General features: G+C 72.0%; 13 protein-coding genes and 1 pseudogene. 10 read left to right on the forward strand and 4 right to left on the reverse strand.

Translation table 11 applies throughout. The annotated features are described in order from the left end of the window. The first annotated feature begins 94 nt into the window (after window positions 1–94). Window positions 95–1,210, forward strand: a complete 1,116-nt coding sequence (locus R2B38_RS48055) for a PP2C family protein-serine/threonine phosphatase (RefSeq protein WP_411978630.1) — start codon at window positions 95–97, stop codon at window positions 1,208–1,210. Between the two features lie 3 nt (window positions 1,211–1,213). Here the strand turns inward: R2B38_RS48055 and R2B38_RS48060 are convergent, their stop codons facing one another. The 3 genes from R2B38_RS48060 to R2B38_RS48070 form a co-directional block, all read right to left on the reverse strand. Further along, on the reverse strand, window positions 1,214–3,463 hold the full coding sequence (locus tag R2B38_RS48060) for an MMPL family transporter (RefSeq protein ID WP_318022520.1): 2,250 nt from the start codon (window positions 3,461–3,463) through the stop codon (window positions 1,214–1,216). 94 nt (window positions 3,464–3,557) lie between these two features. Then, window positions 3,558–3,998, reverse strand: a complete 441-nt coding sequence (locus R2B38_RS48065) for an Lrp/AsnC family transcriptional regulator (RefSeq protein WP_318022521.1) — start codon at window positions 3,996–3,998, stop codon at window positions 3,558–3,560. 23 nt (window positions 3,999–4,021) lie between these two features. Continuing rightward, a complete protein-coding gene (locus tag R2B38_RS48070; protein ID WP_318022522.1) occupies window positions 4,022–5,371 on the reverse strand; it encodes a transaminase in 1,350 nt (449 codons plus the stop codon). Window positions 5,372–5,553: 182 nt separating this feature from the next. Here R2B38_RS48070 and R2B38_RS48075 point away from each other — a divergent pair. The 3 genes and pseudogenes from R2B38_RS48075 (at window position 5,554) to R2B38_RS48085 (ending at window position 8,081) form a co-directional block, all read left to right on the forward strand. Continuing rightward, window positions 5,554–6,221, forward strand: a pseudogene (locus tag R2B38_RS48075) (TetR/AcrR family transcriptional regulator). A gap of 7 nt (window positions 6,222–6,228) precedes the next feature. Next, complete coding sequence (locus R2B38_RS48080) at window positions 6,229–7,020, forward strand: SDR family NAD(P)-dependent oxidoreductase (RefSeq protein WP_318022523.1); 792 nt, start codon at window positions 6,229–6,231, stop codon at window positions 7,018–7,020. A gap of 20 nt (window positions 7,021–7,040) precedes the next feature. Further along, entirely contained in the window at window positions 7,041–8,081 is a 1,041-nt protein-coding gene (locus R2B38_RS48085) for an NAD(P)-dependent alcohol dehydrogenase (protein WP_318022524.1), read from the forward strand. Here the strand turns inward: R2B38_RS48085 and R2B38_RS48090 are convergent. Further along, window positions 8,047–9,129, reverse strand: coding sequence for an alpha-hydroxy acid oxidase (locus R2B38_RS48090; protein ID WP_318022525.1), 1,083 nt, complete (start codon window positions 9,127–9,129; stop codon window positions 8,047–8,049). The genes R2B38_RS48085 and R2B38_RS48090 overlap by 35 nt on opposite strands. Before the next feature lie 245 nt (window positions 9,130–9,374). On the opposite strand from R2B38_RS48090, the gene R2B38_RS48095 reads away from it, so the two are divergent. The 6 genes from R2B38_RS48095 to R2B38_RS48120 are packed head-to-tail and all read left to right on the forward strand — an operon-like array spanning window position 9,375 to window position 14,630. Beyond that, the gene (locus R2B38_RS48095; protein ID WP_318022526.1) at window positions 9,375–10,811 is read left to right on the forward strand and encodes an ATP-binding protein; all 1,437 of its coding nucleotides are present in this window, start codon (window positions 9,375–9,377) and stop codon (window positions 10,809–10,811) included. Next, complete coding sequence (locus R2B38_RS48100; RefSeq protein ID WP_033283023.1) at window positions 10,808–11,230, forward strand: roadblock/LC7 domain-containing protein; 423 nt, start codon at window positions 10,808–10,810, stop codon at window positions 11,228–11,230. Before R2B38_RS48095 ends, R2B38_RS48100 begins: the two co-directional genes overlap by 4 nt. Further along, on the forward strand, window positions 11,227–11,589 hold the full coding sequence (locus R2B38_RS48105; RefSeq protein WP_033283022.1) for a DUF742 domain-containing protein: 363 nt from the start codon (window positions 11,227–11,229) through the stop codon (window positions 11,587–11,589). Before R2B38_RS48100 ends, R2B38_RS48105 begins: the two co-directional genes overlap by 4 nt. Beyond that, a complete protein-coding gene (locus tag R2B38_RS48110; protein WP_318022527.1) occupies window positions 11,561–12,184 on the forward strand; it encodes a GTP-binding protein in 624 nt (207 codons plus the stop codon). The genes R2B38_RS48105 and R2B38_RS48110 overlap by 29 nt, the downstream gene beginning before the upstream one ends. Continuing rightward, window positions 12,181–13,407 carry a cytochrome P450 gene (locus R2B38_RS48115; protein ID WP_318022528.1) on the forward strand — a complete coding sequence of 409 codons (1,227 nt, stop codon included), beginning with the start codon at window positions 12,181–12,183 and terminating at the stop codon, window positions 13,405–13,407. Before R2B38_RS48110 ends, R2B38_RS48115 begins: the two co-directional genes overlap by 4 nt. After that, window positions 13,404–14,630, forward strand: coding sequence for a cytochrome P450 (locus R2B38_RS48120; RefSeq protein ID WP_318022529.1), 1,227 nt, complete (start codon window positions 13,404–13,406; stop codon window positions 14,628–14,630). The genes R2B38_RS48115 and R2B38_RS48120 overlap by 4 nt, the downstream gene beginning before the upstream one ends. The last annotated feature ends 46 nt before the right edge of the window (window positions 14,631–14,676 follow it).

The raw sequence follows: 14,676 nt of genomic DNA on the forward strand, positions 1-14,676 counted from the left end.
GAGCGTGCCGGGCGTCGCGAGGCAGGCGGGACTTTGCGGATACGGCCTAGGCGCTCGGCGTGCGGGGCCGGTCCCGCCGTAGGAGCGTGGTGGTGTGGCAAAGGTGCGCGTGCCGTCGTTCCGCCGGGTCCGGGAGCCGGCCCGGCGGGGGTGGCTTCGGGGCGCGCCGGCGCCGCGGTGGGTGCGGGTGCTGCCGGGGGCGCTGGTGGTGGGGGTGGGCGTGGCGACGCTGGTCAGCCCGCACTCGCTCGACATCGGCTTTCTGCTGGGCGCCATTCCGCCGTTGGCGGGGCTGTCGTACGGTCCGCTCGCGACCGCGCTGATGGGCGCCGCCACGGTCGGCCTGCTGACCATCCCGGCGTTCCACCTCAACGATCCCGGTGAGACCGATCTGCTGACCGTGCTGTTCGTCGCGGTGCTGAGCGTGTTCGTGTCCTTCGTCCGCAGTCGCCGTGATGCCCAGCTGGACCTGGAGCGGACGGTCGCCGAGGCGGCGCAGCGGGCCGTCGTGCCGCCGCTGCCGGAGCGGGTGGGCCCGGTGGGGTGCGTGGGGCTGTACCGGGCGGCGCAGCGCGGGACGCTGGTCGGCGGGGACTTCTTCGACGTGCGGGCCGGGCCGTACGGCGTGCGGGCGGTCATGGGCGATGTGCAGGGGCACGGGCTGTCGGCCGTCGCGACGGTCGCTTCGCTGCTGGGCGCGTTCCGGGAGGCGGTCCTCGACCTCCCGGACCTGGACGCGGTCGCGGGGCGCCTGGATCGGCGGCTGATGGTGGACTCGGCGCGGTCGGCGCACGCGGAGCTGTTCGCCACGGCGGTGCTGCTGGAGTTCACGGCGGACGCGGGGGCGGTACGCATCGTGGCCTGCGGGCACCCGGCTCCGGTGCTGCTGCGCGGCGGCCGGGTCACCGAGATCGACGTCGAGGCGTGGACGCCGCTCGGTCTCGGGCTGTCCGACGCCGGTCCGCTGAGCGGGGTGACCCTCCAACTGCGGCCCGGGGACCGGCTGTTCCTCGCCTCCGACGGGGTGTGGGAGGCGCGGGACACGGGCGGTTCCTTCTACCCCTTCACCGAGCGGCTCACCCAACTCGCCGACGAGGACCCGGCGTTGATGGCGGAGCGGGTATGGGCGGACCTGCTGCGGCACTCACCGGAGATCCGGGACGATGTGACGATGCTGGTGCTCACACCCCAGGCGCAGTACGGGAGTTGAGGCTCACGCCTGCTGTTCGTGGTCGCCCTCGGCGTCGATGTGCGGCAGGATCCGGTCCAGGAACCGTGGTGTCCACCAGGCGTGCCGGCCCAGCAGGGTCATCACCGCGGGCACCATCAGCAGCCGTACGACAGTCGCGTCGATCAGCACGCTGACCGCCAGGCCGAGGCCGAGCATCTTGACCACGATGTTGTCGCTGACGACGAAGGCCGCGAAGACGCTGACCATGATGAGCGCGGCGCAGGTGATGACGCGCGCGGTGATCTCCAGGGCGTGGGCGACGGACGCCTCGGCGTCGCCGGTGCGCAGCCAGGCCTCGTGGACGCGGGAGAGCAGGAAGATCTCGTAGTCCATGCTCAGGCCGAAGATGATCGCGAACATCATCATCGGGACGTAGCTCTCGATGGGGACCTTGCCGGAGACACCCAGCGCGGGGCCGCCCCAGCCCCACTGGAAGACGGCGACGACGACGCCGTAGGAGGCCGCTATGGAGAGCACGTTGAGGACGGCGGCCTTGAGGGCGACGAGGAGGCCGCGGAACACGGCGAGGATGATCAGGAAGGCCAGGGCGACCACCACGCCGATGATCAGGGGCAGCCTGCTCGACACGATGTCGCGGAAGTCGACCTGCGCTGCCGTGGTACCGGTGACGTAGCCCTTGGCGGAGGTCCCGGAGACCGCGTCCGGGAGGGTGTTGTGGACCAGGCGGTTGGTGAGGTCGGTGGTGTCGGCGCTCTGCGGGGACTGCTTGGAGTAGACGGTGCCGACGAGGACGTCACCGTCCTTGGTGGTCGTCAGCGGGGTGACCTTGGCGGCGCCCTGCACCCCGTCGAGCGTCTTCTGGGCCTGGCTGGAGAGGTCCGAGCGCTGGGAGGTCGGGACGCCCGTCTGGTCGATGACGATGGTGAGCGGGCCGTTGGAGCCGGGGCCGAAGGCGTCGGTCATCAGGTCGAAGGCGCGGCGGTCGGTGAACGAGGTGGGGTCCGCGCCGTCGCCGATGTGGCCGAGCTGGAGGGAGAACACGGGGATCGCGAGGACGACGACGGCCGCGACACCCGCCGCGAGGAACGTCCAGGGCCGGTGTTCCACGCGCTGCGCGTACCGGTGCCAGGTGCCCGTGGGTTCGGCGCCCGGCTCGGCGTCGGTCTCGGCGACCGGGCGGCGCACCCGGTAGCGGTCGATCCGCTTGCCGAGAAGCCCGAGCAGCGCGGGCACGAGGGTGAGCGCGCCGATGACCGCGGACACGACCGTCACGGCGGCCGCGAGCCCGAGTTTGCCGATGAAGGGCACCCCGGACACGAACAGCCCGGCGAGCGCGATGATCACCGTGCAGCCCGAGACGAGCACCGCCCGGCCGCTGGTCGCCGTGGCCTGTCCGGCGGCGCGCACCGGATCGCTGCCGTTCATGAGGTTCTGCCGGTGACGGGTGATCAGGAAGAGGGCGTAGTCGATGCCGACGCCGATGCCGATCATCGTCGCGAGGGTCGGTGACACCGTCGCGAAGGTGAAGGCCGCCGCCAGCAGTCCGAGGCAGGCGAGTCCCCCGATCACGCTGATCAGCGCGGTCACCAGGGGCATCGCGGCGGCGACCACACTGCCGAAGCCGATGAGCAGGACGACGATCGCCACGGCGAACCCGATGAGTTCGCTGATCCGGTCGTCGGCGGCGGGCCGGGCGAGTTCGCCGAGCGGTCCGCCGTACTCGACCTGGGCGCCGGCCGCGCGCAGCGGCTTCACGGAGGTGTCGACGCCGTGGAGGTAGCCGTCACCGAGGGTGGACGGCTGCACGTCGAAGCGGATGGTGATGTACGCGGTCTTCGCGTCGGAGGAGAGGGGGCCGACGTTCGGGCCGGTGGACGTCGGTGTCTGCGCTCCGGGCTGTGGCAGCGGGTTCTGCACCGACAGGACGTGCGGGAGTTTCTGGAGGTCGCCCACCGTCTCGGACATCTGCGAGTTCAGCGAGGTGAGCTGCTTGTCCTTGTCGTGCAGGACGATCTGGCTGCTGTAGCCCCCGGCCGCCGGATTGTGCTCCTTGAGGACCTGCAACCCGTGCTGGGACTGGACGCCGGACAGCGAGAAGTCGTCCGAATAGTCGCCACCGAAGGACCTGTTGAGGACCTGGAGCGCGGCCAGCACCACGAGCCAGGCGACGATGACGATCACGAAGTGCAGGGCGCACCACTCCCCCAGCCGCCGCAGCACACCCTTCGCGGCGGTTCCGCCGCCCCCTGCAATGGATTCCGTGGGCGCCATGGCCTCGGCCTTTTCCGCCAGGGGACATTTCCGACACCCCTATTAGACGCCCGCGGGATCACTCCGGCATCTCGGGCCCGCGCTCAGGCGGCGGTCAGCCCACGTCCCACAGGAACCGGTGGGTGTGGATGCCGAAGTACGGGAACGACCGGACGCTCCGCACCCCTTCGACCGGCCGCACCACGTCGTTGATGAAGTCGAGCAGATCCCGCGGCCCCGGGGTGACCACCTCGGCGAACAGGTCGAAGCCGCCGGAGGTGAGCACGGAGTACACCACCTCGTCGCGCAGGGCGAGTTGGTCCGCGACGGCCCGCGGGTCGCCGTCCACCTCGATGCCGAGCATGGCCATGGCCTGGCCGCCCATGGCCATCGGGTCGGTCACCCCGACGACCTGAACTGCCTTGGAATCCAACAGGCGTTGGAGCCGCTGCCGGGCGGCCGACGCGGACAGGCCGACCTTGGGTCCGAGGTCGGCGTAGGCGATACGTCCGTCGGTCTGCAGCTCGCGCAGGATGGCGCGGTCGATGTCGTCCACGTGCGTGTCTCCAACTCCCTTTGTCAGGCGGCCAGTTCGGCGAGCGCGTCGGCGAAGACCCGGGTGTGGGTGTCCACGTCCTGCTCGGTCGTGTCGGGGCACATCAGCGCCATGCTGTGGAACGGGGTGAGCAGGATGCCCCGGTTGGCGAGGTAGAGGTGGAGGAAGTCCTCCAGCTCCGGGTCGCCGGCGGCCTCGGACTCGGTGCCGGTGCGCGGGGCCGGGGAGGCGAAGCGGTACTCGCTGCGGGCGCCGAGGCGGCTCACGGTCCAGGGCAACGCGTGGGCGTCGATGCCCTCCTGGACACCGGCCGCGAAGCGCTCGGACAGCCTCGCCATGTGAGCGAACGCCCCCTCAGTCAAGACGTGTTCGAGGGTGGCGCGCATCGCGGCGACGGACAGCGCGTTGCCCGCGAGGGTGCCGCCGACGCCGCCCATGTCGACCAGGTCCAGGTCGGCGCGGCCGAGCAACCGGTCGGCGATTTCGGCGGAGAGACCGTAGGCACCGGCCGGGATGCCGCCGCCGATCGCCTTGCCGATGGTGAGCAGATCGGGTTCGAGATCCCAGGCCGCGGTGCAGCCGCCCGGTCCCGCGGAGAAGGTGTGGGTCTCGTCGTTGATGAGCAACGTGCCGTATTTCCTGGTCAGTTCGCGTACGGCGGCCAGGTAACCGGGCTCGGGCAGCACGATGCCGATGTTGGTGAGCGCGGGTTCCATGAGGACGGCGGCGACGTCGCGGTGCGCCAACTCCCGTTCCAGCTGGGCCGGATCGTTGAACTCGGCGACGCGGCTGGTGAGCGTGACGTCGCAGGGGGCGCCGACGTTGCCGGGGCGGGCGGTGCCGTGGCCGTCCGGTCCGACGACGATGAGCGACTCGTCGACGCTGCCGTGGTAGCTGTAGCTGTTCACCAGGATCTTGGGGCGGTCGGTGACGGCACGGGCGAGCCGGATCGCCCAGCGGTTGGCGTCGGTCGCGGTCAGCGCGAAGCTCCAGCGGGCGAGCCCGAAGCGTCGGGTGAGTTCGGCGCCGACCCACTCGGCGTCCTCCGTGGGCAGCATCGCCGTGGCGCCGCCCTGTTCGGCGAACCGCCGCTGCACGGCCTCCGCGACGACGGCGGGCGAGTGGCCTGCCATCGCTCCGGTGTCGCCGAGGCTGAAGTCGACGTACTCGTGGCCGTCGATGTCGGTGACGCGGGCGCCCCGGGCGGTGTCGAGGTAGCGGGGGAAGGCTCCGGCGGTCTTGTTCATCCAGGTCATCGGCACCCGCCCGAAGAGGTGCTCGGCGCGGGCGTAGGCGGCCTTCGAGCGCGGGTTGAGCCGCTCGGCGTCGGCGCTCTCGCGGGCGAGGAGGTCCTTCAGGCGGGTGCGGTCCATGGGATACCCCGGCGATGTAGGCGACGGATTGTCCGGACGATATGACCGAAAGCAGCGCGAAGACAAGCCTCAGCAGATGAATCAGCTGTCTTGACGATCGATTCCTGTTCACGTCCCGTTGGGACACAAGTCTCATCGGGTCTCATGTCCCAGTGGGACATCATGGGTGTACGGTCGAAGGTATGAAGGCAATGGAGCCCCTCGTCGACCCCGTCGACCGGCGGCAGCGCAAGGCGCGGCAGACCCGCAACGCGCTGGCGACCGCCGCCGTGGACCTGATCCTGGAGCACGGGCTGGCCGCGACCACGGTCGAGGCGATCGCGGAGCGCGCGGACGTCACGCGGCGCACCTTCAGCCGGCACTTCACCGGCAAGGAGGACGCGGCGCTCGACTTCGTCCGGGCGACGGCGACCGCATCAACGCCCTGCTGCGGACCCGCCCGGCCGCCGAACCGCCGCTTCTCGCCTACCGCAGGGCGGTGCGCGACTGGCTCGCCGACCGGGAGAACCCGGCCTGGCACCTGCGCCCGCGGATGCGGCGGCTGCTGGCCCTGGTGGACCGCGAGCCCGCCCTGTTCGCCGCGTACGAACGCATCCGGGTCGACGCCCAGGAGGAGTCGATCCGCATCCTCGCCGACCGGCTCGGCACCGACGACGTGCGGGATGTCCGCCCGGCCGTCGTGGTCGACGCCGCCGCCGGAGTCCTCACGGCCGCCCTGCGTATCTGGGCGCGCCGCACGGACGAGCACGACTCGGGAGCCGCAGACCTCGCCGCCCTGGTGGAGCGGGCCTACGACGCCCTGATCGGGGAGGCCGCGGACGCGGCGTCCCGGAGCACTACCGAACAGTGAGCACATCATGAGCACCATCCCCGCCACCGCCCAAGTCACCGACTACGCAACCGAGTTCGCCGGAAAGACCGCCCTCGTCACCGGCGCCGCCTCCGGCATCGGCCTGGCCACCGCCCGACGACTGGGCGCGGGCGGCGCGAACGTCGTCATCGCCGACTTCAACATCGAGGGCGCCGAGACGGCCGCCGCCGAGCTGAAGGCGGAGGGCGTCAGGGCGGCGGCAGTCGCGCTGGACGTGACGAACCCGGAGTCCGTCGAGGCGGCCGTGCGCTTCGCCGTCGACACCTTCGGCGGGCTCGACCTGGCCGTGAACAACGCCGGTATCGGCGGCCCGAGCGCGCCGACCGGCGCGTACGACATCGAGGCCTACGACCGGGTCGTCCGCACCAACCTCGACGGCGTCTTCTACTCGTTGCGCCACGAACTCCCGGTCATCGAGGCCGCGGGCCGGGGCGGCGCGATCGTCAACGTCGCCTCCATCCTCGGCTCCACGGGCTTCGCGGGCTCCCCCGCGTACGTAGCCGCCAAGCACGGCGTGGTCGGCCTGACGAAGACCGCCGCCGCCGAGTACGCGTCGAAGAACATCCGCATCAACGCGGTCGGCCCCGGCTTCATCGAGACTCCGCTCCTCCAGGGCATGGACCGGTCCGCCTACGACGGCCTGGTCGCCCTGCACCCCGCGGGCCGCCTCGGCCGCCCCGAGGAGGTCGCCGAGCTGATCGTCTTCCTGCTCTCCGACCGCGCCTCGTTCGTGCACGGCAGCTACCACCTGGTCGACGGCGCCTACACGGCCGTCTGAGCCCGGGAAGGAATCCGACCATGAAGGCACTTCAGTACCGCTCGATCGGCGCCGCCCCCGAGGTGGTCACGGTCCCCGACCCCGAACCCGGCCCTGGCCAGGTCCTGTTGAAGGTCACCGCTGCCGGAGTCTGCCACTCCGACATCGCCGTGATGAGCTGGCCCGCCGAGAGTTTCCCCTACGACCTTCCGCTCACCCTCGGCCACGAGGGCGTGGGCACGGTGGCCGCACTCGGCGCCGGAGTCACCGGTGTCGAGGAGGGCGACTCCGTTGCCGTGTACGGCCCTTGGGGCTGCGGCACCTGCGCCAAGTGCGCCGAGGGCAAGGAGAACTACTGCCTGCGGGCAGCCGAGTCGGGCATTCACCCGCCGGGACTCGGCGCGCCGGGTGCGATGGCCGAGTACCTGCTCGTGGACGACGTCCGTCACCTGGTCCCGCTCGACGGCCTGGACCCGGTCGCGGCGGTCCCCCTCACGGACGCGGGTCTGACCCCGTACCACGCGATCAAGCGGGCGCTGCCCAAGCTGGTGCCGGGTTCGACGGCGGTCGTCATCGGCACGGGCGGACTCGGCCATGTGGCGATCCAGTTGCTGCGCGCGCTGACGTCGGCGCGGGTCATCGCGCTGGACGTGAGCGAGGACAAGCTCCGGCTGGCGCGCCAAGTCGGCGCCCACGACACGGTGTTGTCCGACGCGCACGCCGCACAGGCGGTCCGTGACCTGACCGCCGGGATCGGCGCCGAGGCCGTCTTCGACTTCGTCGGCGCGGACCCGACGGTCCGGACGGCGGGTGCGGTCGCGGCCGTCGAGGGCGAGGTGGCGATCGTCGGCATCGGCGGCGGCGCCCTGCCCGTGGGCTTCGGCCATCTGCCCTTCGAGGTGTCGGTCAACGCCCCCTACTGGGGCAGCCGCGGCGAACTCACCGAGGTCCTGGCGCTGGCCCGCTCCGGCGCGGTGTCGGTCCACACGGAGACCTTCACCCTGGACGAGGCTCCGCTCGCGTACGAGCGACTGCACGCCGGGAAGATCAACGGGCGCGCGGTGATCCTGCCGAACGGCTGACGTCCGTCGGCAGATGCAGCAAGTCCCGTCCGATCCCCGGGAGTTCTGCCACCCCCGTCAGCCGCATCGTCTCGACGAGTTCCGTCGTCAGCTCCCCGATCAGGCGGGTCACGCCCGCCGCGCCGGCCAGGGACAGTGCCCACAGCGCTGGGCGGCCGACGAAAACCGCTCGGGCCCCTAGGGCGAGGGCGGCGAGGATGTGGGTGCCCCGGCGCAGTCCGCCGTCCACGTACACCTCGGTGTCCGTGCCGGCGACCGCGTCGACCACCTCCGGTAGCGCCCAGGCCGTCGGGATCAGCCCGTCGAGCTGGCGGCCGCCGTGGTTCGAGACGATCAGTCCGGCGGCGCCCGCGTCCACGAAGGCGCGGGCGTCGTCGCCGCGCAGGACGCCCTTGACGACGACCGGGAGCCCGGTCAGGTCGCGCAGCCGGCCGATCACGTCCGGCGTGAGGTCGGGCGCATGCTCGGCCGCCTCCCGGGCGGGTGTGCCGGTGACGTTGCCGTACAGGTCCTCCGGGCCCACGAAGTCGGCGACATGCGCTCCGGGTCTGCCGTGCGAGCCGATGACGGGAGTGTCGGCGGTCAGTACGACCGCCCGGGCGCCGGCTGCCACGGCTCGCCGAAGTGTCTCCTCGGTCAGGGACCGGTCGCGGGCCACGTACACCTGCACCCACCACGGCGCGCCCGAGGGATCGAGGGCTGAGAACGGGACCGCCGTGTTCGAGGTCACCGCGAGCAGCGAGCCCGCACCGGCCGCGCCCAGCGCGGTGGCCGCCTCGCCGTCGGGATGGGCACGGCGTTGCAAGGTGCTCGGGGCGATGAGGACCGGTGTGTCGACTGCCGTGCCCAGTACGGTCGTTGAGGTGTCGCACCGGGACACGTCCCGCAGGATGTGCGGCCGGAGGCGGAATCCGTCCCAGGCGGGGGCGGCTTCGGCGGCGCTGAGGCCCTGGCTCGCACCTCTGCGGAAGTAGGCGTGGATCTCAGGCGGAAGGACACCGGCCGCCTGCTCCTCGATGCCGTCCAGCCAGCGCGCCACGCCTGTCACACCGCTCCCCCTCCGTGCGTGATGCACCGACCCTAACGGCTCAACTCTCTTTCCCCACAGGCCATTTCAGACACATGCCACAGAAGCGAACAGAGGCCGGTCAGTTTCGGAGCGAAGTCTTGTTACACCGTGCGAGAGCGGTCGATGACGGTGTGTACTGTGCTCCGGGCACCCCGCCGAGGGGCCCGGACTAAGCCTCAAGGGCCCCAACTCAGCCCTGCCCGACTTCGCTTGGACTCGATTCGATGACCGAATTACCGGACCTGGTGACCGGTGCTCTCGCCGCCGGCACGCTGTCCGCGCTGGCGCTCGGTGCCGGGCTGTTGCGGTCGCGGCGTCAACGTGCCCTGCAGCGCGAGGAGATCGCCGGGCTGCGGGACCGACTGGACGGATTTCAGGCGGCGTTGGCGGCCGAGGTCGACCATCTGGCACTCCAGCGGATTCCGGCCGCCGCCCGGCAGCTCACGCATCCGCGCGTCGCCGTTCCGGGGCCCGGGCAGCCGCAGTTCATCGGCTCGCCCCTCGGGATCGCCCTCGAAAGCGTGCTGAGCGCGGTGCGTTCGGAGCTCATCGCGCAGCGCACCCGCGTCGACGCCGCCGCGCAGGCCGGGATGCGTGGGGCGACCCGTGAGATCCAGGCCGCGCTGTACCGGTTGCAGGACGCCCTGCGCTCGCTCCAACAGCGCTACGACGACCCCGAGTTGACGCAGACCCTGTTCATGCTGGACCACGAGAACGAGCAGTCGCTGCGCCGTGCGCAGGTCGCGGCCGTGGTGTGTGGTGCGTGGGTCGGGCTCGCACGGGAGGAGTCTCACCTCGTCGAGGCGGTCACCGGCGGGCAGGCGCGGCTCGCCGGGTATCACCGGGTGCGGGTGCACAACCACCTCGAAGCCGGTACCGCGCTCGTCTCGCACGCCGTCGAACCGGTCGCGATCATCGTCGCCGAGCTCCTCGACAACGCGCTGCGGCACTCCGCCCCGGACACCGACGTCGTGGTCAACCTGGAACACGTGCACCACGGCGCCTGCGTCACCGTCGACGACGCGGGGCTCGGCATGACGCAGGACGAGCGCGACCAGGCCGGGCGGATGGTGGCCGGTTCCGGCCCGGTCCTGCTCACCGACCTGGGCGACCCGCCCCGCATGGGGTTCGCCGCGATCGGCCGTCTGACCAGGCAGTTCGACCTGAGCGTCGACGTGTCCTCGCCGTCCCCGTACGGCGGCGTCCGCGCGGTCCTGCGCATCGACAGCCACCTCCTCAGCCGTATCGACCCCGAGCGGCGGCCGCCCGCGGCCGGCGCACCGCGCTCGACCCGCCGGGCCCCAGCGCCCACCCGCACGCCCGCCCCCGCGCCGGCCCACTCCTACGGCTCCGACCGCGACGAACGGGCCGTGGCCGACGCGTCCGGGCATCAGGCCGTACCCGATGCGGGCGGCCTGCCCCGGCGCCGCCGCCGGACCCCGGCCGCCGCACCGGCGGCACCGGCGGTACCGGTCGCGCCCGAGATACGCCGACGGGAGCGCGGCCCGGAGCAGGCCGCCGCCGCACTCGGCGCCCTCCAGTCCGGCACCGCCGCCGCGCGCGCCGCGAGCGAGGGCGCCGTAGCCGATGAATCCGTAGCGCTCGACACAGCGGCGCACGACACACATCAGACCGATCACGAGGGGGGAGCGGCCAGATGACCAGCCGCGATGGGGGCGACACGGCATGGGTGCTGGATCCGATCCTGGAGGTGCCGCATGTGGTGGCGGCGGTGCTCCTGACCCGGGACGGGCTGGTGCGGGGGTACACCGACGCGCTGTCCCAGGCCTCGGGCGAGCGCGTCGCCGCGATCACCAGCACGGTGCAGGGGGCGTGCCGGACCGCCGCGGCGGCGTTCGCCGACCGGGAACGGGCCGAGATCCGGCAAGTGGTCATCGAGTCGGACCTCGGCTATGTGCTCATCGTGCCCACGGATCACGGGACGTGTGTGGCGGCCTACGGCGACACCGAGGTACGGCTGGACCTGCTGGCGCACCGGGTGCACTCGCAGGTGGCGCGGCTGGGTGAGAAGGCGATGGCCGCCGCTCCGCGGGGAGTTGACGGCGGCGCGCCGGCATGACGGGCCGCCGCGGCGGCCGTCCCCTCGTTCCCGCGTATCTGTCGACCGGCGGTGTGGCCCGGCCCAGCCGCCCGCACCTGGAACGGCTGACGGTCCTCAGCGGCAGCGGCGAGCCCGCCCCGGCCGACCTCCCCGCGGCCCAACTCGCCCTGCTGGACGCCCTGTACGGCGGTTCGCTGACGGTGCTGGAGGCGGCGGCCCTGCTGGAGCTGCCCGTGTCCGCGGTGCGGGTGCTGGCCGCCGGTCTGCTCGACCGGAGCCTGGTGCTCGCCCGTGCCCCGATCCCGCCCGCCGAACGCTTCGACCCCGACCTGCTGAAGAGAGTCGCAGATGGCCTACGCGCCCTCAAGCACCACTAGCGACAGCCCGGCCGGCGGCATCCATCTGCCGGACACCGCCCGCGAGTTGGTCAAGATCCTGATCGCGGGACCCTTCGGGGTGGGCAAGACGACGCTCATCGACTCCGTGTCGGAGATCCGCCCACTGCACACCGAGGAGCGGCTCAGCGAGGCGTCCGTCCATGTGGACGATCTCGACGGGGTGCGGGAGAAGTCGACGACGACCGTCGCGATCGACTTCGGTCGGATCAGCCTGCCGGGCGGCATCGTGCTGTACCTGTTCGGCACACCCGGGCAGGAGCGGTTCCGGGCGCTGTGGGAGGACATCGCGTACGGCGCGCTCGGGGCGCTCGTGCTGGTCGACAGCCGGCGCGTCGACGCCTCGTTCGACGTGCTCGGGCTGGTGGAGGAGAGCGGGCTGCCGTACGCCGTCGCCCTCAACACCTTCCCGGACGCGCCCCGGCACCACACCGAGCAACAGCTGCGCGCCGCCCTGGACTTGGCGCCCGGCACGCCGCTGGTGACCTGTGACGCCCGGGACGCGGACTCGTCCCTCGACGCGCTGCTCGCCCTGGTCCAGCATCTGATCGACCGCGACCCTCCGGAGCACCGGTGACCACCACTTCCCCCGTCGGCCCCGCCCGTCCCGTCCGGCTGTGGGAGGACGGCTTCGCGCTGGATCCCTACGGCTACTACGCCGCCCTGCGCGCCCAGGGTCCGGTCGGCCGGGCCGAACTCGCCCCGGGCGTACCGGCGTTCGTCGTCACCGAGCGGCGGGCCGCGCTGGAGCTGCTGCGGGACACCGACACGTTCTCGCACGATCCCCGGCCGTGGGAGACGACGGTCGCCGAGGACTCGCCGGTGCTCGGGATGATGCGCTGGCGGCCCAACTCCCTGTTCGCGGACGGCGCGGCGCACGTCCGTTACCGTGGCGCGCTGATCGACGCCTTCGAGCGCATCGAGCCGCACGACCTGCGCGCCCGGGTGCACCGGGCCGTGCATGTACTGGTGAGCCGGATCGGGCCGCGCGGACAGGCCGACCTGGTGGGCGAGTTCGCCCGGCCGCTGATGGCGCTGGTCTTCAACAGCCTGTTCGGGCTGCCCGACAGTCAGAGCGAGCGGCTGGACCAGGCGCTGGGCAAGATGATGGAGGGCGGCGCCCAAGCGGCCGAGGGCGAGGCCGAGTTCGGCGGGTACGTCCTCGAACTCATCGCCGCCAAGGCCGAGTCGCGGGGTGACGATCTGCCGAGCTGGCTCCTCGACCATCCGGCCGGGCTGAGCCCCGAGGAGGTCGCCTGGCAGGTGTTCCTCACCCTGGGCGCCGGGCACGAGCCGACCGCGAACCTGGTGTCCAACGCCCTGTCCCGCATCCTCGGCACCTCGGTCTACTACTCCACCCTGACCAGTGGCGCCCGCCCGGTCATGGACGCCGTGGTGGAGGTCCTGCACCACGAGACGCCGCTCGCCAACTACGGGATCCACTACGCCCGTTCACCCGTGACGTTCCACGGCGCGTGGATCAGTCCGGCCGTCCCCGTCGTCGTCTCGTACGGCGCGCTCGCGCACTTCGCCGAGCAGGAGGTCGTCACCGGACGGCATCCCCAGGACGCCTCGCACCTGTCGTGGTCGGCGGGTCCGCACGCCTGCCCGGTCAAACAGCACACGCTGCTCATCGCGACGGAGGCGATCGAACGGCTCACCCTGTGGCTGCCGGACCTCGAACCTGTCGTACCCCGCGCGGAGTTGACCTGGCGCCCCGGTCCCTTCCATCGCTCGCTCACGTCGCTGCCCGTGCGGTTCAGCCCCCGCTCCCCCGACCAGCCAGGAGACCTGTCGTGACCGTGTCCGACCGCATCGTCCTCGACCCGTTCGGCGCCGACATGGCCGCCGAGAGCGCCAAGCTGCGTGCCCTCGGCCCGATCGTGCCCGTCGCACTGCCCGGCGGTATCCCCGCCTGGGCCCCCACCGGCTACGACACCCTGAAGGAACTGATCCTCGACCCGCAGGTCAGCAGGGACCCCCGGCTGCACTGGAACCTGTGGTCGGAGATGGGCGAACACCCTTCCTGGGGCTGGGTGTTGGGCTGGATCGGCGTCATCAACATGCTCTCCACCTATGGCACCGACCACACCCGCCTGCGCAAACTCGTCGCGCCCAGCTTCACCCACCGGCGTACCGAGGCGATGCGCGCCCGGGTCGAGACGATCACCGTAGAACTGCTCGACGCGCTGGCGGCGGACGACGCCGAGGTGGTCGACATCAAGGCAGCGTTCGCACATCCGCTGCCGATGCGGATCATCTGCGAACTGTTCGGTGTGCCGGACGAGTTGGTGGACGACACGGGTCGACTGATCGCGGCCATCATGGACACCTCGGACCCGTCCCCGGAGCACGCGGCGTTCGTCCAGCGGCAGATCGGCACGGTCCTGCCCGCGCTGATCGCCCACCGCAGCGAGCACCCCGGCGACGACCTCACCACCGAACTGATCCGGGTCCGCGACGAGGACGGCGACCGGCTCAGCGACGAGGAACTGCTGTACACGCTGCTGCTGGTGATCGGCGCGGGTTTCGAGACGACGGTCAACCTCATAGGCAACGCGATCGTCGCGCTGCTCAAGCGCCCCGAGCAGTTGGCGGACGTACGCGCCGGGAAGATCGGGTGGGACGCGGTCGTCGACGAGACCCTGCGTGTCCACCCGTCCATCGCCTCGCTGCCGCTGCGGTTCGCGGTGAGCGACCTCACCGTCGGCGACATCACCGTCCCCGCCGGGGACGCCATCATCACCACGTACGCCGCGGCCGGGCTCGATCCCGCGCACTACGGCCCCGACGCGGACGTCTTCGACGCGGCCCGCGGAGCCGACGACCACCTGTCCTTCGGCATCGGCGTGCACCGCTGCATCGGGGCGCCGCTGGCCCGGGTGGAGGCCCTGACCGCCCTGCCCGCGTTCTTCGACCGCTTCCCGGACGCCCGGCTCGCCGTGGCGGCGGACGAGCTGCGCCAGGTGCCGTCCTTCATCGCCTTCGGCTGGCAGGAGGTGCCGGTACGGCTGCACGGCTGAGCCACGCGCCCCCGCACCCACCGGTCCGGACGGCCCCCGCACCCGA

It is taken from the genome of Streptomyces sp. N50 (assembly GCF_033335955.1).
Classification (GTDB): Bacteria; Actinomycetota; Actinomycetes; order Streptomycetales; family Streptomycetaceae; genus Streptomyces.